The organism is Lysobacter defluvii IMMIB APB-9 = DSM 18482, assembly GCF_000423325.1.
In the GTDB taxonomy this organism is placed as follows: domain Bacteria; phylum Pseudomonadota; class Gammaproteobacteria; order Xanthomonadales; family Xanthomonadaceae; genus Novilysobacter; species Novilysobacter defluvii.
On sequence record NZ_KE384007.1, the window covers coordinates 119,682 to 143,061 of the forward strand.

At 70.4% G+C, this 23,380-nt stretch carries 16 protein-coding genes and 1 pseudogene; 10 read left to right on the forward strand and 7 right to left on the reverse strand.

Annotation, left to right across the window (positions count from 1 at the left end; translation table 11 throughout):
- Positions 1 to 5 precede the first annotated feature (5 nt).
- Positions 6 to 1,214 (reverse strand): cation:proton antiporter, encoded by a 1,209-nt coding sequence (locus G545_RS14720; protein ID WP_081677889.1) that lies wholly within the window; start codon positions 1,212 to 1,214, stop codon positions 6 to 8.
- 123 nt (positions 1,215 to 1,337) lie between these two features.
- Between G545_RS14720 and G545_RS0112225 the strand changes: the two genes are divergently transcribed.
- Positions 1,338 to 2,048, forward strand: a complete 711-nt coding sequence (locus tag G545_RS0112225; RefSeq protein WP_027070622.1) for an SIMPL domain-containing protein — start codon at positions 1,338 to 1,340, stop codon at positions 2,046 to 2,048.
- A 7-nt stretch (positions 2,049 to 2,055) separates the two neighbouring features.
- On the opposite strand, the gene G545_RS0112230 is transcribed toward G545_RS0112225, so the two are convergent.
- On the reverse strand, positions 2,056 to 4,071 hold the full coding sequence (locus tag G545_RS0112230; protein WP_027070623.1) for an ABC-F family ATP-binding cassette domain-containing protein: 2,016 nt from the start codon (positions 4,069 to 4,071) through the stop codon (positions 2,056 to 2,058).
- Positions 4,072 to 4,169: 98 nt separating this feature from the next.
- Between G545_RS0112230 and ybaL the strand changes: the two genes are divergently transcribed.
- Together ybaL and G545_RS0112240 are read left to right on the forward strand one after the other, a co-directional pair.
- Positions 4,170 to 5,846: a YbaL family putative K(+) efflux transporter gene (gene ybaL, locus G545_RS0112235; protein ID WP_027070624.1), complete on the forward strand. Its 1,677-nt coding sequence runs from the start codon at positions 4,170 to 4,172 to the stop codon at positions 5,844 to 5,846.
- A gap of 84 nt (positions 5,847 to 5,930) precedes the next feature.
- Positions 5,931 to 8,318: a TonB-dependent receptor plug domain-containing protein gene (locus G545_RS0112240; protein WP_027070625.1), complete on the forward strand. Its 2,388-nt coding sequence runs from the start codon at positions 5,931 to 5,933 to the stop codon at positions 8,316 to 8,318.
- 81 nt (positions 8,319 to 8,399) lie between these two features.
- Here G545_RS0112240 and clpB read toward each other — a convergent pair whose 3' ends face one another.
- Positions 8,400 to 10,985 carry an ATP-dependent chaperone ClpB gene (clpB, locus tag G545_RS0112245; RefSeq protein WP_027070626.1) on the reverse strand — a complete coding sequence of 862 codons (2,586 nt, stop codon included), beginning with the start codon at positions 10,983 to 10,985 and terminating at the stop codon, positions 8,400 to 8,402.
- Between the two features lie 171 nt (positions 10,986 to 11,156).
- On the opposite strand from clpB, the gene otsB reads away from it, so the two are divergent.
- The 4 genes and pseudogenes from otsB (at position 11,157) to G545_RS0112265 (ending at position 16,083) form a co-directional block, all read left to right on the forward strand.
- Entirely contained in the window at positions 11,157 to 11,900 is a 744-nt protein-coding gene (gene otsB, locus G545_RS0112250; RefSeq protein WP_043711803.1) for a trehalose-phosphatase, read from the forward strand.
- Positions 11,897 to 13,681 carry a glycoside hydrolase family 15 protein gene (locus G545_RS0112255; RefSeq protein ID WP_027070628.1) on the forward strand — a complete coding sequence of 595 codons (1,785 nt, stop codon included), beginning with the start codon at positions 11,897 to 11,899 and terminating at the stop codon, positions 13,679 to 13,681. Before otsB ends, G545_RS0112255 begins: the two co-directional genes overlap by 4 nt.
- 260 nt (positions 13,682 to 13,941) lie before the next feature.
- Positions 13,942 to 14,350, forward strand: a pseudogene (locus G545_RS14725) (endonuclease domain-containing protein).
- A 98-nt stretch (positions 14,351 to 14,448) separates the two neighbouring features.
- Positions 14,449 to 16,083, forward strand: a complete 1,635-nt coding sequence (locus G545_RS0112265; protein ID WP_027070629.1) for an NAD+ synthase — start codon at positions 14,449 to 14,451, stop codon at positions 16,081 to 16,083.
- A 90-nt stretch (positions 16,084 to 16,173) separates the two neighbouring features.
- Here G545_RS0112265 and G545_RS0112270 read toward each other — a convergent pair whose 3' ends face one another.
- Positions 16,174 to 17,028, reverse strand: a complete 855-nt coding sequence (locus G545_RS0112270; protein WP_027070630.1) for an outer membrane protein assembly factor BamD — start codon at positions 17,026 to 17,028, stop codon at positions 16,174 to 16,176.
- Positions 17,029 to 17,105: 77 nt separating this feature from the next.
- Between G545_RS0112270 and rluD the strand changes: the two genes are divergently transcribed.
- From rluD to gloA, 3 genes are read left to right on the forward strand one after another with little or no spacing between them, the layout of a single operon-like run.
- Positions 17,106 to 18,077: a 23S rRNA pseudouridine(1911/1915/1917) synthase RluD gene (gene rluD / locus G545_RS0112275; RefSeq protein ID WP_027070631.1), complete on the forward strand. Its 972-nt coding sequence runs from the start codon at positions 17,106 to 17,108 to the stop codon at positions 18,075 to 18,077.
- Positions 18,061 to 18,852 carry a peptidoglycan editing factor PgeF gene (pgeF, locus tag G545_RS0112280; protein ID WP_027070632.1) on the forward strand — a complete coding sequence of 264 codons (792 nt, stop codon included), beginning with the start codon at positions 18,061 to 18,063 and terminating at the stop codon, positions 18,850 to 18,852. The genes rluD and pgeF overlap by 17 nt, the downstream gene beginning before the upstream one ends.
- A 55-nt stretch (positions 18,853 to 18,907) precedes the next feature.
- Positions 18,908 to 19,435 carry a lactoylglutathione lyase gene (gene gloA, locus G545_RS0112285; RefSeq protein ID WP_027070633.1) on the forward strand — a complete coding sequence of 176 codons (528 nt, stop codon included), beginning with the start codon at positions 18,908 to 18,910 and terminating at the stop codon, positions 19,433 to 19,435.
- Positions 19,436 to 19,441: 6 nt separating this feature from the next.
- On the opposite strand, the gene otsA is transcribed toward gloA, so the two are convergent.
- From otsA to sucC, 3 genes are all read right to left on the reverse strand, one after another.
- On the reverse strand, positions 19,442 to 20,821 hold the full coding sequence (gene otsA / locus G545_RS0112290; RefSeq protein WP_027070634.1) for an alpha,alpha-trehalose-phosphate synthase (UDP-forming): 1,380 nt from the start codon (positions 20,819 to 20,821) through the stop codon (positions 19,442 to 19,444).
- Between the two features lie 227 nt (positions 20,822 to 21,048).
- Positions 21,049 to 21,924: a succinate--CoA ligase subunit alpha gene (gene sucD, locus G545_RS0112295; protein WP_027070635.1), complete on the reverse strand. Its 876-nt coding sequence runs from the start codon at positions 21,922 to 21,924 to the stop codon at positions 21,049 to 21,051.
- A gap of 137 nt (positions 21,925 to 22,061) precedes the next feature.
- Positions 22,062 to 23,225 carry an ADP-forming succinate--CoA ligase subunit beta gene (sucC, locus tag G545_RS0112300; RefSeq protein WP_027070636.1) on the reverse strand — a complete coding sequence of 388 codons (1,164 nt, stop codon included), beginning with the start codon at positions 23,223 to 23,225 and terminating at the stop codon, positions 22,062 to 22,064.
- Between the last annotated feature and the right edge of the window lie 155 nt (positions 23,226 to 23,380).

Sequence of the window (23,380 nt, forward strand, 5' to 3'; positions counted from 1 at the left end):
GCGGCTCAGTCGTCCGGGTGGCGCGCGGGCACCGGATCGTGGCTGCCGTTCATCCGGTCCTCGGGGTGCGCGGCCGGGCCGCCGGCCGGAGCCACGTCAAACGGCGTGCGCAGCAGCAGTGACGGCAGCAGGGTATTCAGCGTGGTGTACAGGATCAGGGCCCCGAACAGCGTGCCGCTGACCTGGAAGCGGTTGTAGAGGATCTCCGCCAGCACCAGGGTGAACACCAACGTGGGCGCCAGCGCGACCGAGACGTTGAGGCTTGCACCGCGCGCCTCCCCGAACAGCCACCGCCTTTGCAGCCAGCCCATGGCCACGCGCAGCGGCAGCACCGCCGCGGTGAGCGCCAGCCCCAGCAGCCCCGCCTCCCAGGTCAGCGCATCGCGCGAGATGCCGGTGCCAGCGTGGAAGAAATAGAACGGCACGAAGAAGGTGGCGAACAGCCGCAGCGCGTGGATGTTGGTGTCCGAGGCCAGCCGCGGGATGCGGATGCGCAGCATGCGCGCCACGAAGCCGGCGATGAACGCCCCGACCAGGTAGTACACGCCCAGCCGGTAGGTGATGTAGGCCGCCACCAGCCCGACCATCACCAGCAGCGAGAACTCCGAGCCCGGCGCGTGCGGCGCCACCCACCGGCCCAGGGCGATGAACAACAGCGGCAGGCCCACCACCATGCCGACCATCCAGGCCGTCGAGATGCCCAGTTGCACGGGATCGCCCGCCTGCAGCACCACGAACATCACCGCCAAGGCCATCAACTCGCCGATGATCGCCTTGCTGGTGACCCAGAACCGCTCGTCCTCTGCCAGCCCCAGCCGCTCCAGCGTGTCCAGGATGAAACCGGTCGACGGGGTCAGCAGCGCCAGCGCCAGCAATGCGGCGGCCTGCCAGCCCAGGCCGGCCCAGCGCATCCCCAGCCAGCCGACCAGGACCAGGCCGGCGGCACGGATGACCAGGTGCACGCCCAGCTTCGTGGCGCCCCGCCGCAGCGCCGCCGGGTCGACCTCCAGGCCCGCGAACAGGAACAGCGAGGAGATGCCGATGGTCGACAGCAGCGCGACCACCGGGTCCTGCACCCGGTCGCCAAAGGCCAGCATCGCCGCCAGTCCCAGCAGCAGCGAGGTGATCGGCGCCGGCAGGTTGAACCGCTGCAGCGCGCGCGGCACCACCAGCAGGCCGAAGATCAGCAGCAGGTACACCAGGTCCTGGCGCATGGGCGGGCCTCTCCGCGGGGGTTGCCGGAATGGTCGGGGGCGCGCCCGCGGCTGGCAACCCGCACGCTGGTGCCGGTTCAGCGGCAGGCGCTACGCTGTGGCGGTCCCCGCGTGGAGCCACCCATGTCCCGTCCCACCCGCACCGCCACCGTCCTGATCGCCGCCGTGGTCCTCGCGCTCGGCTTCGCCGCCGCGGGCTGGTTCGCCGCCGGCGGCATGGAGCGCCTGCGCGCCGCCGACCGCTTCGTGACCGTCAAGGGCTCGGCCGAGGCGATCGTCGACGCCGACCTGGTGGTCTGGCCGCTGCCGCACTCGGTCGGCGGCAACGACCTGGCCACGGTGCAGCGCGAGCTCGACGCCAACACCGCGATCATCCGCGACTTCTTCCTGCAGGCCGGCTTCGACGCGGACTCGATCGTGGTTTCGCCGCCGCGGCTCGAGGACCGCTGGGCCTGGGCCTACGGCGACTCGCGCCCGCCGGAGCGATTCCGCTACGCCAATACCGTGAGCCTGCGGACCGACGACGTCGCCAAGGCGCTGGAGGTGGTCCGCCGCAGCGGCGAACTGGTCAGCCGCGGGGTGATGGTGGGCGAAGGCAGCGCGCCCGAGTTCGACTACACCAAGCTCAATGACATCAAGCCGGGCCTGATCGCGGAAGCCACCGCCGCCGCACGCGACTCCGCCCAGCAGTTCGCAGAGGACTCCGGCTCGCGCCTGGGCGGAATCCGCAGCGCCAACCAGGGCGTGGTGACCATCAGCGACCGCGACCAGAGCAGCCCGCACGTGAAGCGGGTGCGGGTGGTGACGACGGTGGAGTACTTCCTGCGGGACTGACCTGAGGTCACTCGTCCGCGTACAGCTCCAGCAGGGCCTCCTCGGCCGCCTCGAGCCCGGTACGCAGTTCCGCCTGCCGTTTCGCCAGTTCCGCGGCGCGGCTTCCGCCATCGGTGTAAAGATCGGGGTCGGCCAGCTCGGCCTCTAGCGCCGCCAGCTGTTCTTCGAGCTCCGCGACCCGCGCCTCGGCCTTCGCGAGCTTGTGCGGGTTGCCCTTGCGCCGCTTGGGCGTGGCAACTGGGGCCGGCGCGGGGGCCGGGGTGTCTTCCTTGCGCTCCGCGGCCTTGTCGCCGTCGCGGCTGCGCAGCCACGCCGCGTACTCGTCCAGGTCGCCATCGAAGGGCACCGCGCGGCCGTCCGCCACCCGCCAGAACGTGTCGCAGACCAGGCCGATCAGGTGGCGGTCGTGGCTGACCAGCACGATCGCCCCGTCGAACACCGCCAGCGCCTCGGCCAGCGCCTCGCGCATGTCCAGGTCCAGGTGGTTGGTCGGTTCGTCGAGCAGCAGCACGTTCGGCTGCCGCCACGCGATCAGCGCCAGCGCCAGCCGCGCCCGCTCGCCCCCGGAGAACACGTCCACGTTCTCGAACGCCCGGTCACCGGGAAAGTTCCAGCGCCCCAGGAAATCGCGCAGCTGCTGCGTCGGCACCCCGTCCCCGGCGATCTCCGCCAGGTGGTCCACCGGACTCGCCCCCGCCCGCAGCGACTCCACGGTGTGCTGCGCGAAGTAGCCGATGCGCAGGTCCGGATGCGCCTTGCGCTCGCCCGCAAGTAGCGGCAGCTCGCCGACAAGGGATTTGACGAGGGTGGACTTGCCGGCGCCGTTGGGGCCGAGGAGGGCGACGCGGTCGCCGGATTCGAGGGTGAAGGTGAGGTCGTGGAGGATCGTGATCGCATCCCCCCCTCCCGCCTGCCTTTCCCCCTCTCCCGCTTGCGGGAGAGGGTTGGGGTGAGGGGCTTTTGCTTTTGCTTCTGCTTTTGCAGTTGGTTCTGATCCCGACGAAAAGCTGCCCTCATCCGCCCTTCGGGCACCTTCTCCCGCAAGCGGGAGAAGGGAGTAGCCGCAATCCACTTGCACCAGCCCCAGCAAGCTATGCGGCAGCTTCGCCGGCTCGGGGAAGCTGATCCGCAGGCTGCGTTCCACCCGCACCGCCTCGGTACCGGCCAGCTTGGCCAGGCGCTTGACGCGTGACTGGGCCTGCCTGGCCTTGCTGGCCTTCGCCTTGAAGCGGTCGATGAAGCTCTGCAGGTGGGCGCGTTCGGCCTGTTCCTTCTCGTGGGCGATCTGCTGCTGGCGCAGGTGCTCGGCGCGCTGGCGCTCGAAGGCGGTGTAGTCGCCGGTGTACAGGCGCGCCTTGCCGTCGGCCAGGTGCAGGGTGTGGGTGCTGACGCCGTCGAGGAACTCGCGGTCGTGGCTGATCAGCAGCAGGGTGCCGGGGTAGCGCAGCAGCCATTGCTCCAGCCACAGCACCGCGTCCAGGTCGAGGTGGTTGGTCGGCTCGTCCAGCAGCAGCAGGTCGGATGGCGTCATCAGCGCGCGCGCCAGGTTCAGGCGCACCCGCCAGCCGCCGGAGAAGGCCTTCACCGGCCGGCCGTGGGTGTCCGGGGCGAAGCCGAGGCCGTGCATCAGGCGCCCGGCACGCGCGGACGCGTCGTAGCCGCCCAGCTCCTCCAGCCGGGTGTGGGCGGCGGCGACGGCCTCCCAGTCCTCGCGCGCAGTGGCGGCGCGCTCGGCCTGGATCGCGGCGAACACCTCGGCATCGCCCGACAGCACGAAGTCCGATGCGACGTCATCCAGCGCCGGGGTCTCCTGGGCCACGCTGGCGATCCGCACGCGGCCCGGCAGCTCGATGCCGCCGCGGTCGGAGTCGATCTCGCCGCGGATGGCGGCGAACAGGGACGACTTGCCGGTGCCGTTGCGCCCGACCACGCCCACCCGCCAGCCGGTGTGCAGGGTGAGGTCGACGCCGGACAGGAGCAGCCGTTCGCCACGGCGCAGGGCGAAATCACGCAGGGAAATCATCCGCGCATTGTACGGGCCGGCCCCGGGCGCCCGCTGCGTTGTCCCTTGCACGGGGAGCGGCGGCGGGCACATCCTGCAGGCACGCCCGGGAGTCCCCGATGCCGCACGACACCTCGCTCATCACCATGCTGGTCGGCGGCTTCGTGCTGGCCTTCGTGCTGGGCGCGCTGGCGAGGCGGGCCCACCTGTCGCCGCTGGTGGGGTACCTGGTCGCCGGCATCATCGCCGGTCCCTACACGCCCGGCTTCGTCGGCGACCAGGAGCTGGCGCCGCAGCTGGCCGAGATCGGCGTGATCCTGCTGATGTTCGGCGTCGGCCTGCACTTTTCCTGGCGCGACCTGATGTCGGTGCGCAACATCGCCCTGCCCGGCGCGCTGGCGCAGATCGCGGTGGCGACCACGCTCGGCTGGGGCATGGCGCGGTGGATCGGCTGGTCGAACGGGGCCGGCATCGTCTTCGGCCTGTCGCTGTCGTGCGCCAGCACCGTGGTGCTGCTGCGGGCGCTGGAGGACCGGCGCCTGGTGGAGACCAACCGCGGACGCATCGCGGTGGGCTGGCTGATCGTGGAGGACATCGCCTGCGTGCTCGCGCTGGTGCTGATGCCGGCGCTGGCCGGCAGCATGGGCGGCGACACCTCCGGGGGGATCGGCCGGTCGCTGCTGGTGACCCTGGTGAAGGTCGCCGCGTTCGGCGCGGTGATCCTGCTGGTGGGCCGCAAGCTGGTGCCGTGGATCCTGGAGCGGGTCGCCGGCACCGGGTCGCGCGAGCTGTTCACCCTGTGCGTGCTGGCGATCGCGCTGGGCGTGGCTTTCGGGTCGGCGGCGCTGTTCGGCGTGTCTTTCGCGCTGGGCGCGTTCTTCGCCGGCATGCTGCTGGCCGAATCGGAGTTCAGCCACCAGGCCGCCAGCGAGACGCTGCCGCTGCGCGATGCCTTCGCCGTTCTGTTCTTCGTTTCGGTGGGAATGCTGTTCGACCCGGCGATCCTGGTCGAACATCCCTTCGAGGTGCTGTTCACCTGCCTGATCATCGTGGTCGGCAAGTCCGCGGCCGCATACGGCATCGTGCATGCGTTCGGGAAACCCCACTCCACCGCGCTGCTGATCTCCACCAGCCTGGCGCAGATCGGCGAGTTCTCCTTCATCCTCGCCGGGCTGGGCCTGTCGCTGGGCATCATCGACAAGGAGGCGCAGGACCTGGTGCTCGCCGGCGCCCTGCTGTCGATCATGCTCAACCCGCTGCTGTTCGCCTGGCTGGACCGCCAGCAGCAGCACGCCGTCGTCCCCGATCCGCGCAACTACATCGCCGAACCGCCGGTGCCGGAGGACCTGAGCGGCCACGTGATCCTGGTCGGCTTCGGCCGGGTCGGCAGCGAACTGGGCCGGGTGCTGGTGGATGCCGGCGTACCGGTGGTGGTGGTCGATGGCGAAGACGCCCTGGTTGACCGCGCCCGCGCCTCCGGCATCCCCTCGATCCGCGGCAACGCCGTGCACCCGGCGGTCCTCGCCGAAGCGCTGCCCGAGCGCGCCCACACCGCCCTGCTCGCCATCCCGAATCCCCTGGAGGCCGGCGAGATCATCGCCCGCCTGCGCGAGGCCAACGCCTCGCTCACCATCGTCGCCCGGGCGCACTCCGACGCCGAGGTGAAGCACCTGCTGGAGCGCGGCGCCGACGCGGCGGTGATGGCCGAGCGCGAGCTGGCGCACAGCCTGGCGGAGATGGTCCTCGCGACCCCGCCCTACCGCGGCGAACGCCACCTGCCCCCCGCCGTGGCCTGAGCCCCTCCCGCATACGTATTCCCCCTTGACGCCAACCTCCGCGCTCACGTACACGGGATTCATCGCACAGGGAGCCGTACGCACATGAAGTGGAATCCGCTGTTGGTCGCCATCGCCGCCGCACTCGCCGCGCCCGTCGCCTCTGCCCAGGTCGCGCCGCCGGCCGAGCGCGAAGCCACCACCCTCGACCAGGTGATCGTCACGGGCACCCGCGTGGCGGACCGCACCGTCGCCGAGTCGACTTCGCCGATCGACATCATCACCCCGGAGGCGCTGGCGGCCACCGGCACCACCGAACTGGCGACCGCACTGTCGCGCGCCCTGCCCTCGCTGAACTTCCCGCGCCCGGCGATCACCGACGGCACGAGCGCGATCCGGCCCGCGCAGCTGCGCGGCATGGCACCGGACCAGGTGCTGGTGCTGGTCAACGGCAAGCGCCGGCACGTGACCGCGCTGCTGAACGTCAACGGCAGCCAGGGCCGCGGCTCCTCGCCGGTGGACCTCAACGCCATCCCGGTGTCGGCGATCGAGCGGGTCGAGGTCCTGCGCGACGGTGCCTCGGCGCAGTACGGCTCGGACGCCATCGCCGGCGTCGTCAACGTGGTGCTGAAGGGCAGTGCCTCCGGCGGCAGCGTCACCGCGAGTGCCGGCCAGTACTCGGCGGGTGATGGGGAGCAGTACCAGCTCGCCGGCGACGGCGGACTGGCGATCGGCGACCGCGGCGGCTTCCTCCACCTGGCCGCGCAGCTCGGGGAGCAGGACCCCACCAACCGCGCCCGCCCCTTCGCCGGGACCCCGGCACCGACGCAGCCGGAGCCCGGCCAGAAGGCGTTCGTCTACGGTGACCCGGAGGTCGAGCACTGGGGCCTGTCGCTCAACACCGTGGTGCCACTGACGGACACCTGGGAGCTGTACGGCTTCGGGATGATGAGCGAGCGCGACATCACCTCGTTCGCGTTCTTCCGGGCACCCGGCAACCCGAACCAGAACGTCCCGGAGATCTACCCGGACGGCTTCCTGCCCCGCATCAACAACATCGCCGACGACCGCTCGATCGTGGCCGGGCTGCGCGGCGACGCCGGCGGCTGGACTTGGGACCTGAGCTACAACTACGGCTTCAACCACCTGGAGTTCTTCACCCGGAACACGCTCAACGCCAGCCTCGGCGCGAATTCCCCGACCTCCTTCGATGCCGGGGCGCTGGAGGTCACCCAGAACATCGTCAACCTCGATGCCAGCCGGCAGTTCGACTGGGGCCTGGCCTACCCGGTCAACCTTGCCTTCGGCGCCGAGTACCGCGAGGAGAAGTGGAACCAGTCACCGGGCGAGCCGGATTCGTGGCGACAGGGGCCGATCCCGCCGCCAGTCGCAGCCGGCGCGCAGGGCTTCCCGGGTTTCCGCCCCGGGGATGCGGGCCACCACGAGCGCGACAGCCACGCCGTCTACGTGGACCTGGAGGCCAACCTCACCGACCGGCTCAGCGCCGGTGCCGCCGCGCGCCACGAGGACTACAGCGACTTCGGCAGCCAGACCTCCGGCAAGCTGTCGGCACGGTACGAGTTCTCCCCGGAGGTCGCCCTTCGCGGCACCGTGGCCAGCGGCTTCCGGGCACCGTCGCTGTCGCAGCAGAACTTCCAGACCACCAGCACGACCTACATCCCCGGCGTGCCCACCCCGTTCGAGATTCGCACCTTCCCGGCCGCCGGCGGGATCGCCCGCGCACTGGGCGCCGAGCCGCTGCAGGCGGAGGAGTCGCTCTCGTACAGCCTCGGCCTGGTGCTGCAGCCGGCCGAGCGCCTGTACGTGACCGTGGATGCGTATGAGATCGAGGTCGACGACCGCATCGTGCTCTCGTCCAATCTCACCGGCGACGCGGTGCGCGAGTTCCTCGAGGCGCGGGGCATCTTCGGGGTCACGGGCGGGCGCTACTTCACCAACGCGGTGGACACCCGCACCCGCGGCGTCGACGTGGTCGGCAGCTACTCCTGGCCACTCGCCAACGGCAGCTTCGACCTGACCGCCGGCTACAACTACTCGAAGACCGAGATCACCCGCGTCGCGCCCAACCCGCCGGAACTGGAAAGCGGCGGACTGGACCTGGAGCGCCTGGACCGCGCCGAGCGTGGCCGGATCGAACGTGGCTACCCGCGCGACAAGTTCGTCCTCAACGGCACCTGGAACCTGGGCGACTGGACCCTGCTGGCGGGCGCCACCCGCTACGGCAGCTTCCAGACCACGCCCAGCAACGCCGCCAACGACCAGACCTACGGCGCCAAGTGGCTGGTGGACCTGGCCGCGACGTACCACCTGGGCGGGTGGGCCTTCACCCTGGGCGGGGACAACGTGTTCAACGAGTATCCCGACGAGAACATCTTCGGGAATTCGACCAACGGGCAGTTCCCGTACAACTCGGCCTCGCCGTTCGGGTTCAACGGCGCGTACGTGTACGGACGCATCTCGTACCGCTGGTAGGCACCCCCTCCCGTCATCCCCGCGCACCGCGGGGATGACGGGACGCCGCTCCCGGCTCCGGAGGGCCGCCGGGAGAGGCCGTCAGGCCTTCTCGAAGACGAGCCTGCCCCCCTCGGCCCCCACCCGCACCGTATCCCCGCTGGCGAACCCACCTTCCAGGATCTTCTGCGCCAGCGGGTTCTCCACCTGCTGCTGGATCGCCCGCTTCAGCGGCCGCGCGCCATAGACCGGGTCGAAGCCGACGTCGGCCAGCAGGCCAAGCGCCTCGTCCGACAGCTCCAGCTTCAGCCCGCGCTCGTCGAGCCGCTTCTCCAGCCCCTTGAGCTGGATGCGGGCGATCTGGCGGATCTGCGGCTTGCTCAGCGGGTGGAAGACGACGATGTCGTCCAGGCGGTTGATGAACTCCGGGCGGAAGTGGCCCTGGACCACGCCCATCACCGAGGCCTTCATCTGGGTGTAGGCCTCCGGGGAGTCGTCGCCGGCCAGCTCCTGGATCAGCTGGCTGCCCAGGTTGGAGGTCATCACGATCACGGTGTTGCGGAAGTCCACCGTGCGGCCCTGGCCATCCGTAAGGCGCCCGTCGTCGAGCACCTGCAGCAGGATGTTGAACACGTCGGCGTGGGCCTTCTCGACCTCGTCGAGCAGGATCAGCGAGTACGGCCGGCGGCGAACCGCCTCGGTCAGGTAGCCGCCCTCCTCGTAGCCGACGTACCCCGGGGGCGCACCGATCAGGCGGGCCACCGAGTGCTTCTCCATGAACTCGCTCATGTCGATGCGCACCATCGCGTCGGGGCTGTCGAACAGGAACTCGGCCAGGGCGCGCGACAGCTCGGTCTTGCCCACGCCGGTGGGGCCCAGGAACAGGAACGAGCCGGTCGGGCGGTTCGGGTCGGACAGGCCGGCGCGCGAGCGGCGCACGGCATCGGACACGACCTTGATCGCCTCCTCCTGGCCGACCACGCGCTCATGCAGCATGGCCTCCATGCGCAGCAGCTTCTCGCGCTCGCCCTCGAGCATCCGGCTGACCGGGATGCCGGTCCAGCGCGCGACCACCTCGGCGATCTCCTCGTCGGTCACGCGGTCCTGCACCAGGCGGAACTCCTGGCGCTCCGCCTGCTGTGCGGCCTCGAGCTGCTTTTCCAGTTCCGGCAGGCGGCCGTACTGGATCTCGCTCATGCGGGTGTAGTCCTGCTGGCGCTGGGCGGCCTCCAGCTCCAGGCGGGCCTGCTCGATGTCCTCCTTGATCTTCGTCGCGCCCTGCAGGGCGGCCTTCTCGGACTTCCAGACCTCGTTGAGGTCGGAGAACTCGCGCTCCAGCTCGCCGATGTCGGATTCCAGGTCCTCCAGGCGCTTCCTGGAGGCCTCGTCGGTCTCCTTCTTCAGCATCTCGCGCTGGATCTTCAGTTGGACCAGCCGGCGCTCCAGGCGGTCGAGCTCCTCCGGCTTGGAGTCGATCTCCATCCGGATGCGGCTGGCTGCCTCGTCCATCAGGTCGATGGCCTTGTCGGGCAGCTTGCGGTCGCTGATGTAGCGGTGCGACAGGGTGGCCGCGGCGACCACCGCCGGGTCGGTGATCTCGACCCCGTGATGCACCGCGTAGCGCTCCTTCAGCCCACGCAGGATGGCGATGGTGTCCTCCACCGTCGGCTCGCCGACGAACACCTTCTGGAAGCGGCGCTCCAGGGCGGCGTCCTTCTCGATGTACTGGCGGTACTCGTCGAGCGTGGTCGCGCCGATGCAGTGCAGCTCGCCACGTGCCAGCGCCGGCTTGAGCATGTTGCCCGCGTCCATGGCGCCGTCGGCCTTCCCGGCGCCGACCATGGTGTGCAGCTCGTCGATGAACAGGATGATCTGGCCTTCGTTCTTGGCCAGGTCGTTGAGCACCCCCTTCAGGCGCTCCTCGAACTCACCGCGGTACTTGGCCCCGGCGATCAGGGCGCCCATGTCCAGCGCCAGCACCCGGCGGCCGCGCAGCCCCTCGGGCACCTCGCCCTTGATGATGCGCTGGGCCAGGCCCTCGACGATCGCGGTCTTGCCCACGCCCGGCTCGCCGATCAGCACCGGGTTGTTCTTGGTCCGGCGCTGCAGCACCTGGATGGTGCGGCGGATCTCCTCGTCGCGGCCGATCACCGGGTCCAGCTTGCCGCTCTCGGCCCGGGCGGTGAGGTCGATGGTGTACTTCTCCAGCGCCTGGCGCTGGTCCTCGGCCGACTCGGACTGCACGCTCTCACCGCCGCGCAGCCTGTCGATGGCCGCTTCCAGGCGAGCCTTGTCGGCACCCGCGGCCTTGAGCGCGCGGCCGACCTCGCCGCCCTCCTCCAGCGCGGCCAGCACGAACAGCTCGGTGGCGATGAACGCATCGCCGCGCTGCTGCGCCAGCTTGTCGGTGACGTTGAGCAGCCGCGCCAGGTCGTTGCCGACGCTGAGGTTGCCGGCCTGGCCGGACACCTTCGGCAGGCGCTCCAGCGCCTCGGCCAGGCGCTCGCGCAGGACGGGCACGTTGACGCCCGCCTGCGAGAGCAGCGGGGTGGTGCTGCCCCCGGACTGGTCCAGCAGGGCCAGCATCAGGTGAATCGGTTCGATCAGGCTGTGGTCGCGCCCGACGGCCAGCGACTGGGCATCGGCCAGGGCCTGCTGGAAGCGCGAGGTGAGCTTGTCCATCCGCATCGGGCTGTTCCTCTTGGATTCGGGCCGGATATCCCGGCGATGCCACACAGATGCGGGCTGGGGCTTGTGAATCAAGGGGTTTTATGCATCAGGCGCGAATCACGCGCCGCGACGGGCCCGGGCAGGCCCGTGTACGTGCCCTTGCCAGGGGTGGTCGATAGAGTGCGGCCCATGATTGCCAAGCTTCTTCCCCCGCCGCCGGCCCTCGACGACCGCTGCGCCCTGTTCCTCGACGTGGACGGCACCCTGCTCGATTTCGCACCCCACCCGGACGCGGCCCGCGTCCCGGACGGATTGCGCGAGGTGCTGGCCGCCCTGCACCGTCGCCTGGATGGCGCCCTGGCGCTGGTGAGCGGGCGCCCCGTGGACGGCCTCGACACGCTCTTCCACCCGCTGCGGCTGCCCGCGGCCGGCCTGCACGGGCTGGAGCTGCGCAGCGGCGAGGACGGCACCCGCGCACCGCCGGTGCCGGACGCACTCTCCGATGTGCTGGATCGCGCGCGCGCGTTCGCGGCGCCGCGGACGGGCACGGTGGTGGAGGACAAGGGCAGCGCCGTCGCCCTGCACTGGCGGGCGGCGCCGGAGCACGCCGAAGAAATGCGCGGCTTCGCGGAGGCGGCGGTCGAGCGGCTCCCGGGCTATCGCCTGCAACACGGCAACCAGGTGGCCGAACTGCGCCCGGAAGGCGCCGACAAGGGCGACGCCATCGCCGCCCTGGCAGGGGAGCCGCCGTTCCGCGGGCGCACGCCGGTGTTCGTCGGCGACGACCTGACCGACGAGCACGGCTTCGAAGTGGTCAACGAGCGCGGCGGGACCAGTGTTCTGGTCGGCGATCGCCAGCCGAGCTCGGCGCGGTACCGCCTCGCCGACACCGCCGCCGTCCATGCGTGGCTGCGGCAGGGGGCGGGCGCATGAACACGTCGAACCTCGACCTGGGCCTGGTCGGAAACGGCTCGGTCGCGATGCTGGTGGACCGCCAGGCGCGGGTCAGCTGGGGCTGCATCCCGGCCTTCGACGGCGACCCCGCGTTCTGCGCGCTCATGGAGCCCACGGAGCACGAGGGCGGCGATTACGCCATCGAGCTGGAGGACTTCGACCACGCCGAGCAGGAGTACGTCGAGAACACCGCGATCCTGCGCACCGTCCTGCACGACACCCATGGCGCGTCGGTGGAGGTCACCGACTTCTGCCCGCGCTGGCGCCAGTACGACCGCTGGTACCGGCCGGTGATGCTGCTCCGGCGGGTGCGGCCGCTGTCGGGCACGCCGCGCATCCGCGTCCGCGTGCGGCCGCTGGCCGACTGGGGCGCGACGCGGCCGGATCGCACCTGGGGCAGCAACCACATCCGGTACCTGCACCCGGACTTCACCCTGCGCCTGACCACCGACGCGCCGGTCCGGCTGGTGCGCGACGAGACCGCCTTCGTGCTCGAGCACGACCTGCACCTGGTGCTTGGACCGGATGAAACGCTGACGCAGCCAGTCGGAGACTTCGTGCGCCAGGCCGAGAAGCGCACCTGCGAGTACTGGCGAGAATGGGTGCTCTCGCTGGCCCTGCCGCTGGAGTGGCAGGAGGCAGTGATCCGCAGCGCCATCACCCTGAAACTCTGCCAGTACCACGAGACCGGGGCGATCATCGCGGCGGTCACCACCTCCATCCCCGAGGCGCCGGGTACCCAGCGCAACTGGGACTACCGCTACTGCTGGCTGCGCGACGCCGCCTTCGTGGTCCGCGCGCTCAACCGCCTCGGCGCCACCCGGACCATGGAGGGCTACCTGGGCTACGTGTTCAACCTCGCCACCAACGAGGAAGGCGAGCTGCAGCCGCTCTACGGCATCGGCCTGGAGCACGAGCTGACCGAAGAAGAGATGCCCGCGCTGGCCGGCTACCGCGGCATGGGCCCGGTCCGCCAGGGCAACCTGGCCTGGGTGCAGAAGCAGTACGACGTGTACGGCAGCGTGGTGCTCGCCTCGACCCAGCTGTTCTTCGACCGGCGCTTGGCCCACCGTGGCGACCGCACCACCTACGAGCGCCTGGAGCACGTGGGCGAGCGCGCCTGGGCCCTGTACGACCGGCCGGACGCCGGCCTGTGGGAGTTCCGCGGCCGCACCGGCGTGCACACCTACACCGCGGCCATGTGCTGGGCCGCCTGCGACCGGCTGGCGCGCATCGCGGTCCACCTCAACCTGCCCGACCGGGTCCAGCTCTGGCGCACGCGCGCGGACACCATGCACGCCCGGATCCTGGCCGAGGGCTTCAGCGAACCGCTCGGCCACTTCGTCGCGACCTTCGGCGGCGACCAGCTCGACGCCAGCCTGTTGCTGTTGTGCGACATCGGCTTCATCGACCCGATGGACCCGCGCTTCATCGCCACCGTCGAGGCGATCGGCCGGGACCTGCGCCGCGGCGACGGCCTGTTCCGCTACATCGCCCCCGACGACTTCGGGGTTCCGGAGACCAGCTTCACCATCTGCACCTTCTGGTACATCGAGGCCCTGGCCGCCATCGGCCGCAAGGAAGAAGGCCGCCAGCTGTTCGAACGCGTCCTGGCCCGCCGCAACCACCTCGGCCTGCTGTCGGAGGACCTGGCCTTCGAGGACGGCGAACAGTGGGGCAACTTCCCGCAGGCGTACTCGCACGTGGGCCTGATCATGGCCGCGTCGATGCTGAGCCGGCCGTGGCGGGACGCGATCTAGCATCTCATCCCCTCTCCCGCTTCCTGGCCCCCTCTCCCGCTTGCGGGAGAGGGTTGGGGTGAGGGGAGCTTTTGATCTTTTGCTTTTGATCTTGGCCGCGAGTCGAAAATCAAAAGCTCCCCTCATCCGCCCTTCGGGCACCTTCTCCCGCTAGCGGGAGAAGGGGTTTGCCTACCGTTCGTCGGGCTCCTCGCCGATTTCCGGTGCTCCCCGCCCACACCACGCTGGCCCTCCACCCCCAAGGAGGACCCGCCATGCCCATGCGCCCAGGCCAGAAACGGGATTTCGCCCGCGAGCTCCGGCGAGTGCCGACCGACGCCGAATCCACACTCTGGTATCACCTGCGCGCCCGCAGACTGCTGGGCCTGAAGTTCCGGCGCGAGGTCCCGCTCGGCCCCTACGTCGTGGACTTCGCCTGCCTGGAGCGATCGCTGGTGGTGGAGGTTGATGGCGGGCAGCACAACGGGGCGGCGCCGGACGCGGTACGGGACCGGTTCCTGGCGGGGCTGGGTCACCGTACTGCGGTTCTGGAACAATGAGGTGCTGTTCGGGCGGGAGGTGGTGTTGCAGCTGATCGCGGATGCGGCGGCTGCGAATGCGCCAATGTCCTTCTCCCGCGCACTCCTCCCTTCTCCCGCTCGCGGGAGAAGGTGCCCGAAGGGCGGATGAGGGCTGCTTCTGTTCTTGCGTACGCGGATCAAGAGCTGCCCTCACCCCAACCCTCTCCCGCAAGCGGGAGAGGGGGCAAATAACGCAAGGGAGCTTTCATGTCGCAGCCGTTACGCATCGCCCTGGCCCAGTTCGACTTCCCCGTGGGGGCGGTCGAGGACAACGCGAACCGGATCGTGGAGCTGATCGCGGAGGCCCGCGATGGCTACGGGGCCGACCTGATCCTGTTCCCGGAGCTGGCGCTCAGCGGGTATCCGCCGGAGGACCTGCTGCTGCGACCGTCGTTCCTGCATGACTGCCACCGGGCGATGGAGCGGATCGCCGGGGCGGCGACCGGCATTGCGGCGGTGGTGGGGTGGCCGGAGTCGGTGGGCTCGGTGGCCTACAACGCGGCCAGCCTGCTGCGCAACGGGCGGATCGAGCACACCTACCGCAAGCGCGAGCTGCCCAACTACGCGGTGTTCGACGAGCGCCGGTACTTCGAGGTCGACCCGGACGGGGGCGACTTCGTCTTCGAGCTCAAGGGCGTCCCCGTGGGCGTGCTGGTCTGCGAGGACCTGTGGTTCCACGAGCCACTGGCCAGCACCGTCGAGGCCGGGGCGCGGCTGGTGGTGTCGATCCATGCCTCCCCGTTCGAGCACGACAAGCGCCGCCGCCGCGACCAGCTGCTGGAGGACGCGACGCGCGCGCACGGCGTGCCGATCGCCTACGTCAACTGCGTCGGCGGGCAGGACGCGGTGGTGTTCGACGGCGGCTCGCTGGTGGCCGACGGAGACGGCGCGGTGCACCCGGCCGCGGTCGGATTCCAGGAGCAGCTGTTGGTGGTCGACCACGACCCGGACTCCCGCCGCTTCGCGCCCGTGCAGTGGGTCGACGAGGGCGACGAGAGCAACGACGCGATGGCGTGGCGGGCGGTGGTCTGCGGCATCCGCGACTACGCGCGCAAGAACGGCTTCCGCCGCAGCTGGGTGGGCCTGTCGGGCGGCCTGGACTCCTCGGTCGTGCTCGCGCTGGCGGTCGACGCCCTGGGGGCCGACAACGTGACGGCCGTGCGCCTGCCCTCGCGCTACACCGCCGGGATCTCCAACGACCTGGCCGCCGACCAGTGCGCCGAGCAGGGCGTGCAGATGATCACCCTGCCGATCGAAGGGCCCTTCCAGGCCTTCCTGGACATGCTCGGGGAAACCTTCGAAGGCCTGCCGGTCGACACCACCGAGGAGAACCTGCAATCGCGCATCCGAGGCGCGACGATGATGGCGCTGGTCAACAAGCTGCACGGGCTGCTGCTGACCACCGGCAACAAGAGCGAGTACGCGGTCGGCTACGCCACCATCTATGGCGACATGGCCGGCGGCTACGCCCCGCTGAAGGACCTGTACAAGACCGAGGTGTACGACCTGGCCCGCTGGCGCAACACCGTCGGCGACCCGGTGATCCCGGTAGGGGTGATCGAGCGCCCGCCCTCGGCCGAGCTGCGCGCCGACCAGAAGGACCAGGATTCACTGCCGCCGTACGACGTGCTCGATGCGATCCTGCGCCGGCACATCGACGGCGAACAATCGACCGAAGAGATCATCCGCGCCGGGTTCGACGCCGCCACGGTCGAGCGGATCGCCGCGCTGGTGCGCACCAGCGAGTGGAAGCGCCACCAGGCCGCGCCGGGGCCTAAGGTCTCGCGGCGCGCGTTCGGGCGCGAGCGGCGGTACCCGATCACCAGCGGATACCGGGGCTGATGCATACGGCGCAATACGCCGCGAGGCGGCTATTGCGCCCTACGGTTCCTGGAGGGCGCATCAGGCCAGGGCCGTAATGCGCCGTACGTATCAGTACTCCAGGTCGAGCGCGGTCTTCTCCGACCCGAGCGGGTTGAGCTTGCGCCAGTTGCCCGGGTACTGCGGCCACTCGCCCACCAGGTACGGGTGCGACGGGTTCAGCTCCTGCAGCTGCTGCCGTGCGCTCGCCGCCAGCGCTGCGTTGCCCAGGCCGGTGTAGGCCGCCGCCAGCAGCGCCACCGCGTCGTCGTTGTACTGGCTCTGCGGGTAGGACTCGAGCAGGAAGTTGGCGCGCTCGGTGGCGGCCACATACGCGGTCCGCCGCAGGTAGTACAGGCCGGTCTCGATCTCGTGGCGGGCGAACACCTCGCCCAGCTGCTGCTTGCGCTCGGCGGCATCGGCGGCGTAGCGGCTGTTCGGATAGCGCTCGGTGACGATGTCGAAGTCGTTGTAGGCCTGCCGGTGGGTCGCCATGTCGCGGCGGCTCGGGTCCAGGCTCCAGACGCGCTGCAGGAACACCGTGTCGCGGCTGGAGTTCACCAGCCCGCGCAGGTAGTACATGTAGGCCGCGTGGCGGTGGGTCGGGTAGGTGCGCAGGAAGCGGTCGATGCTGCTGATCGCCTCCTCGTGGCGGCCGGCCTTGTACTGCGCGTAGGCGGTCTCGATCAGCGCCTGCTCGGTGTACGGGCCGTACGGGTACTGGGCGACCAGGCGGCGGAAGGTGGTCGCCGCCCCGCTCCAGTTGCCGCGGGTCATCGCCTCGTGGCCTTCCTCGTACAGCGTCTCGACCGGGACGTTCTCCGGCTGCTCCTTGTCCTTCTTGAACATCGCGCAGCCGCTGGTGGCGACCAGCACGGTCAGGGCGAGCGCGGCGAGGCGCAGCGGAAAGGTGGTGCGTTGGGTCATGGGGTCGGTCGGGGGCGCCGGGGCACGAAGGGCGGATAATAGCAGTCCCGCACCCCGCGTCCTTGAATGCCCTGCCCATGCAAGTCGAAGCCATCGAGCTGAGCGCCACCGTCCCCGACAGCGCGACCGGGCGCCGCTTCGACGCGGTGCTCGCCGAGCTGTTCCCGGAGCACTCGCGCTCCCGCCTGGCGGGCTGGATCAAGTCCGGCCAGGCCCGCCTGGACGGGCGCGAAGTGCGCCCGCGCGAGCCCGTGCGCGGCGGCGAACAGGTGACGGTCCGCGCCGAGGCCCAGGTCCAGACCGACGCGGCGCCGGAGGACATCCCGCTGGCGATCCTCCACGAGGACGCCGACGTGATCGTCCTGGACAAGCCGGCCGGACTGGTGGTGCACCCCGGCGCGGGCAATCACACCGGCACCCTGGTCAACGCCCTGCTCCACCACGATCCCTCGCTGGAGGCCCTGCCGCGCGCCGGGATCGTGCACCGCCTGGACAAGGACACCTCCGGGGTGATGGTGGTCGCGCGCAACCAGCAGGCCCAGGGAGCGCTGGTGGACCAGCTGTCCTCGCGCGAGGTCCACCGGCAGTACCTGGCGGTGGTGACCGGCGCGCTGGTGGCCGGCGGCACCGCCGACGCCCCGATCGACCGCCACCCGCGCGACCGCCTGCGCATGGCGGTCCGGGGCGACGGCAAGGAGGCGGTCACCCACTACCGGCTGCGCGAGCGGTTCCGCGCCCACACCCTGCTGGAGTGCCGGCTGGAGACCGGCCGGACCCACCAGATCCGCGTCCACATGGCCCACCTGAAGCACCCGATCGTCGGCGACCCGGTCTACGGCGGGCCGCTGAAGCTGCCTCGCGGCGCCGACACCGCGCTGGTGGAGGGGCTGCGCGGATTCCGGCGCCAGGCCCTCCACGCCGAGGCGCTGGAGTTCCAGCATCCGGGCACCGGCGAGCCGCTGCGTTGCGAGGCGCCGCTGCCTGCCGACATGGCCGCGCTGGTCGAGCTGCTGCGCGAGGACGCCCGGAACCATGGCCAGGCAGGCTGACCCGCACCCGGCGCTGCTGGCGCCGGACTGGCCCGCGCCGGAGACGGTCCGCGCCGCGGTGACGCTGCGCCATGGCGCCGGCTGCTCGACGGCTCCGTTCGACCGGTTCAACCTCGGCAGCCGCTGCGGCGACGACCCCGCGGCCGTCGCGGCCAACCGCGCCGAGCTGGCGCGGATCGCCGGCCTGCCCTTCCCAACCCGCTGGCTGCGACAAGTGCATGGCACCGGCGTGGTCGAAGTCCGGCAGCTGCCCGAACCCGGCACGGACGAGCCCGAGGGCGATGCGGCCGTGACCGGCACGCCGGGCGTGGTGCTGGCGATCCTGACCTCCGACTGCCTGCCGGTCGTGTTCTGCAACCGCGCGGGCACCCGGATCGGCGTGGCGCACGCCGGCTGGCGCGGTCTGGCGGCGGGAGTGCTCGAGGCGACCGTGGCCGCGATGGAGGTCCCGGCGACGTCGCTGATGGCGTGGCTGGGTCCGGCCGCGGGGCCGGAGCGCTACGAGGTCGGTACCGAGGTCCGCGACGCCTTCCTGGCCCACGACCCGGCGTCGGCCGCGGCATTCACCGCCACCCGGCCCGGGCACTGGCGCGTCGACCTCTACACGCTGGCGCGCCAGCGCCTGGCCGCGGCCGGCCTGTCCGCGGGCGCGATCCACGGCGGCGGGCTGTGCACGATCAGCGACGAGGCCCGCTTCTTCTCCCACCGCCGCGACGGCCGTGGCGGGCGGATGGCGACGCTGGCCTGGATCGATCCGTCCCGCACGGGTGCTTGATAGCGTCCGCCGGCGGCCGCATCTGTTGGGGTCCCCCCACATCCAACGAGACGCAATGAGCCTGCAGCAGAAACTCGACGCCCTCCCCGGCGTGCACCCGCGCCCCGCCGAGACCGCCGGATTCGTGTTCAACCACACGATGCTGCGGGTGAAGGACATCACCCGTTCGCTGGACTTCTACACCCGGGTGCTCGGCTACACCCTGGTCGACATGCGCGAGTTCCCCGATGCCGGGTTCAGCCTGTACTTCCTGGCCTACGTGGACGACACCTCGGCGCTGCCCGGCGATCCCGAGGGGCGCCGGGAGTGGCTGGCGCGCCAGCAGGGCGTGCTGGAGCTGACCCACAACCATGGCACCGAGGACGATCCGGACTTCGCCTACCACGACGGCAACAGCGACCCGCGCGGCTTCGGCCACATCTGCGTGTCGGTGCCGGACGTGGTCGCCGCCTGCGAGCGCTTCGAGCAGCTGGGCGTGCCGTTCCAGAAGCGGCTGACCGATGGTCGGATGAAGTCGCTGGCGTTCATCAAGGACCCGGACGGCTACTGGGTCGAGGTGATCCAGCCGACGCCGCTGCCGTAAGGTCCCCTACGCGGCGCGTAGCGCGGCCAGGTAGTCCTTGCGCCAGCGCGTGATGTCGTGCTCGCGCAGCCGGTCCATCATCGGCTGCCAGCGCTCGCGGCGCTCGCCGATCGGCATGTTGGTGGCCTCGGCGATCGCCGCGGCCACGCCGTCGATGTCGTAGGGGTTCACCAGCAGGGCGCCGTCCAGCTCGCGGGCGGCGCCCGCGAAGCTCGACAGCACCAGCACGCCCGGGTTCTCCGGATCCTGCGCGGCCACGAACTCCTTGGCCACCAGGTTCATGCCGTCGCGCAGCGGCGTGACCAGCCCCACCCGTGCCTGCCGGTAGAAGCCGGTCAGGGTGGCGTGCGGGTAGTTGCGGTTGACGTAGCGCATCGGGGTCCAGTCCGGGTCCGACCAGCTGCCGTTGATGTGCCCGGCGAGCTGTTCGAGCTCGGCGCGCAGTTCCTGGTACTCCGGGACCCCGCTGCGCGAGACCGGCGCGATCTGCAGGTAGGTGAGGCGCCCGCGCTGGTCGGGGTAGGAGTCCAGGTAGCGCTCGAAGGCCCGGAAGCGCTCCGGGAGCCCCTTCGAGTAGTCCAGCCGGTCGACGCCGATCGCCAGCTGCCGGTGCCCCAGACTCTCGCCCAGGCGCCGCGAACTGCCCCGGTCCACCGCCGCGGCGGCAAGCGTGCTGATGTGTTCGGTGTCGATGCTGATGGGGAACGCGCCGGCGCGCAGCCGGTGCCCGCCCGCCGTCTCCAGCAGGCCGGTGTCGACCACCTTGCCGCGCCCGAACAGCCGCACGTAGTCCTGGAACCGCTCCAGGTCGCGCTGGGTCTGGAAGCCGATCAGGTCGTGCGAGGACAGGCTCTCGAACAAGCGCTCGTGATGCGGCAGCGCCGCCAGCAGGTCCGAGGACGGCATCGGCACGTGCAGGAAGAAGCCCAGCTTGCAGGTCACCCCACGCCGGCGCAGCAGCTTGGCCAGCGGGATCAGGTGGTAGTCGTGGATCCAGACGACGTCGTCGGCACGCAGCCGCGGCGCGAGGAAATCGGCGAACAGCTCGTTGACCCGCCGGTAGCCCTGGTAGGCCTCGCGGTCATAGTCGACCAGGTCAGGCCGGAAATGCAGCAGCGGCCACAGCGCGCGGTTGGCGAAGCCGTTGTAGTACTCGTCGTGGTCGCGCTGCGACAGGTCCATCGTCAGGTAGTCGATGGACCCGCCCTCCGCGCCCACCCGGTGCTCGTGCACCTCGCCGGAGCGCTCCGGATCGATCCGCCCGCTCCAGCCGAACCAGATCCCCCCCGTCTCCTCCAGCGCCGCCTGCAAGGCCACCATCAATCCGCCGGAAACCGGCTGGCCCGGCTGCGGGACGCGATTGGAAACGACTACGAGTCTGGACACTTCGTCATCTGCGCGGGGAGACGCGGAAGTGTGGCGGGGGTGGGGTCAAACTTCGGTGAAGCGGCGGGAAGCCCGCCGCGACAAACCCCCTCTCCCGCTTGCGGGAGAGGGTTGGGGTGAGGGGAGCTTTTGCTGTTGCTTCTGAAAAGAAGTCAAAAGCCCCTCATCCGCCCTTCGGGCACCTTCTCCCGCAAGCGGGAGAAGGGACGCGAGGGGGGGAGTGCGCGTCAGCCCTGGAGCTTCTTGGCAATCGCCTCGCCCAGGTCACCCGGCGACTTGACCGTGGTGACGCCGGCCTTCTCCAGCGCTTCGAACTTGCCCTCGGCCGTGCCCGAGCCGCCGGAGGCGATCGCGCCGGCGTGGCCCATGCGCTTGCCCTTGGGGGCGCTGGCGCCGGCGATGAAGCCGACCACCGGCTTGGTCACGTACTCGGCGATGAACTCGGCCGCTTCTTCCTCGGCGCTGCCACCGATCTCGCCGACCATGATGATGCCTTCGGTCTGCTCGTCGTCCTGGAACATGCGCAGGGCGTCGATGAAGCTGGTCCCGTGGATCGGGTCGCCGCCGATGCCGATGACGGTCGACTGGCCCAGGCCCGCCGCGGTGGTCTGCTTGACCGCCTCGTAGGTCAGGGTGCCGGAGCGCGACACGATGCCGATCTTGCCCGGCTGGTGGATGTGGCCCGGCATGATGCCGATCTTGCACTCACCCGGGGTGATCACGCCGGGGCAGTTCGGGCCGACCAGGACCACGTCGTCGTAGTCGCGCAGCACGTTCTTGACGCGCAGCATGTCGAGCACCGGGATGCCCTCGGTGATGCAGACGATGACGGTGATGCCCGCGTCGGCGGCCTCGAGGATCGCGTCGGCCGCGAACGGCGGCGGCACGTAGATGACCGAGGCGTTGGCGCCGGTCTCGTTGACCGCGTCGGCGACGGTGTTGAACACCGGCAGGCCCAGGTGCTCGGTACCGCCCTTGCCCGGGGTGACGCCACCGACGACCTTGGTGCCGTACTCGAGCATCTGCTCGGCGTGGAAGGTGCCCTGCGAGCCGGTGAAGCCCTGCACGATCACCTTGGTGTCTTTGTTGATCAGAACGCTCATGGATTGGATCCTTGGTGTTTTTGCCCCCTCTCCCGCTTGCGGGAGAGGGCTGGGGTGAGGGGCCTTTTAGAAAAGCAGCCCTCATCCGCCCTTCGGGCACCTTCTCCCGCTAGCGGGAGAAGGGAATGTGCGGGGGGTCAGGCGGCGACCGCGGCCACGGCCTTGCGGGCGCCGTCGTTGATGTCGTCGGCGGGGGTGATGGCCAGGCCGGAGTTCTTCAGCAGCTCCTTGCCCTTCTCCACGTTGGTCCCCTCCAGGCGCACGATCACCGGCACCTTGACGTCGACCTCCTTGACCGCGGCGATGATGCCCTCGGCGATCATGTCGCAGCGCACGATGCCGCCGAAGATGTTCACGAAGATCGCCTCGACCTTGTCGCTGGACAGGATCAGCTTGAACGCCTCGGTCACGCGCTCCTTGGTCGCGCCGCCGCCGACGTCGAGGAAGTTGGCCGGCTCGCCGCCCTCGAGCTTGATCACGTCCATGGTGGCCATGGCCAGGCCGGCGCCGTTGACCATGCAGCCGATGTTGCCGTCCATGGTCACGTAGTTCAGGTCGTGCTGGCTGGCCTTGACCTCGGTCTCGTCCTCCTGGCGGATGTCGCGCATGGCGACCAGCTCCGGGTGGCGGAAGGCGGCGTTGTCGTCGGAGTCGACCTTGCCGTCGAGCACGGCCAGGTTGCCATCGGTCAGGATCGCCAGCGGGTTCAGCTCGACCAGCGCCAGGTCCTTCTCGTGGAACAGCTTGAACAGGCCCAACATGATCTTCGTCAGCTGGTTGGCCTGCTTGGCGGTCAGGCCCAGCTCGAAGCCCAGCGCGCGGCACTGGTACGGCTGCAGGCCCTCGACGTAGTTCACGTTGATCGACTTGATGGCTTCGGGCTTCTCGGCGGCCACCTGCTCGATGTCCATGCCACCCTCGGCCGAGGCGATGAAGGTGACCGACTGGGTGCCGCGGTCGACCAGCACCGACAGGTACAGCTCCTTGTCGATGTCGGTGCCCTCGGAGATCAGCACGGTGTCGATCGGGAGCTCGACGCCGGCGGTCTGGTAGGTCGCCATCTTCGTGCCGAGCATCGCGGCGGCGTACTGCTTCACCTCGTCATGGGTCTTCGCCAGCTTGACGCCACCGGCCTTGCCGCGGCCGCCCGCGTGGATCTGGGCCTTGACCACCCACAGGTCGCCGGGGATGGACTTGGCGGCCTCGACGGCCTCTTCGGGGGTACGGGCGATGCGCCCGGCCGGCACGGCGATGCCGTACTCGGCAAACAGCTGCTTTGCCTGGTATTCGTGGAAGTTCATGCGTCACCGGATGGTGTGGAGGACATCCCACGCAACGGGCAGCCGGCAGGCGGCGCGGGCGCGAGGGGGCCCGGTATTGTCGCCGATCGGGGGTACGCGGGCAAAATGGCGCCATACTCGGCAACGGCGGGACACGTCCGACAGGGGGAGGGGCC

Bases quoted from the DNA above. Each gene is read 5' to 3' on its own strand.
- G545_RS14720 (WP_081677889.1), bottom strand. From the start codon at position 1,214: ATGCGCCAGGACCTGGTGTACCTGCTGCTGATCTTCGGCCTGCTGGTG.
- G545_RS0112225 (WP_027070622.1), top strand. From the start codon at position 1,338: ATGTCCCGTCCCACCCGCACCGCCACCGTCCTGATCGCCGCCGTGGTC.
- G545_RS0112230 (WP_027070623.1), bottom strand. From the start codon at position 4,071: ATGATTTCCCTGCGTGATTTCGCCCTGCGCCGTGGCGAACGGCTGCTC.
- ybaL (WP_027070624.1), top strand. From the start codon at position 4,170: ATGCCGCACGACACCTCGCTCATCACCATGCTGGTCGGCGGCTTCGTG.
- G545_RS0112240 (WP_027070625.1), top strand. From the start codon at position 5,931: ATGAAGTGGAATCCGCTGTTGGTCGCCATCGCCGCCGCACTCGCCGCG.
- clpB (WP_027070626.1), bottom strand. From the start codon at position 10,985: ATGCGGATGGACAAGCTCACCTCGCGCTTCCAGCAGGCCCTGGCCGAT.
- otsB (WP_043711803.1), top strand. From the start codon at position 11,157: ATGATTGCCAAGCTTCTTCCCCCGCCGCCGGCCCTCGACGACCGCTGC.
- G545_RS0112255 (WP_027070628.1), top strand. From the start codon at position 11,897: ATGAACACGTCGAACCTCGACCTGGGCCTGGTCGGAAACGGCTCGGTC.
- G545_RS0112265 (WP_027070629.1), top strand. From the start codon at position 14,449: ATGTCGCAGCCGTTACGCATCGCCCTGGCCCAGTTCGACTTCCCCGTG.
- G545_RS0112270 (WP_027070630.1), bottom strand. From the start codon at position 17,028: ATGACCCAACGCACCACCTTTCCGCTGCGCCTCGCCGCGCTCGCCCTG.
- rluD (WP_027070631.1), top strand. From the start codon at position 17,106: ATGCAAGTCGAAGCCATCGAGCTGAGCGCCACCGTCCCCGACAGCGCG.
- pgeF (WP_027070632.1), top strand. From the start codon at position 18,061: ATGGCCAGGCAGGCTGACCCGCACCCGGCGCTGCTGGCGCCGGACTGG.
- gloA (WP_027070633.1), top strand. From the start codon at position 18,908: ATGAGCCTGCAGCAGAAACTCGACGCCCTCCCCGGCGTGCACCCGCGC.
- sucD (WP_027070635.1), bottom strand. From the start codon at position 21,924: ATGAGCGTTCTGATCAACAAAGACACCAAGGTGATCGTGCAGGGCTTC.
- sucC (WP_027070636.1), bottom strand. From the start codon at position 23,225: ATGAACTTCCACGAATACCAGGCAAAGCAGCTGTTTGCCGAGTACGGC.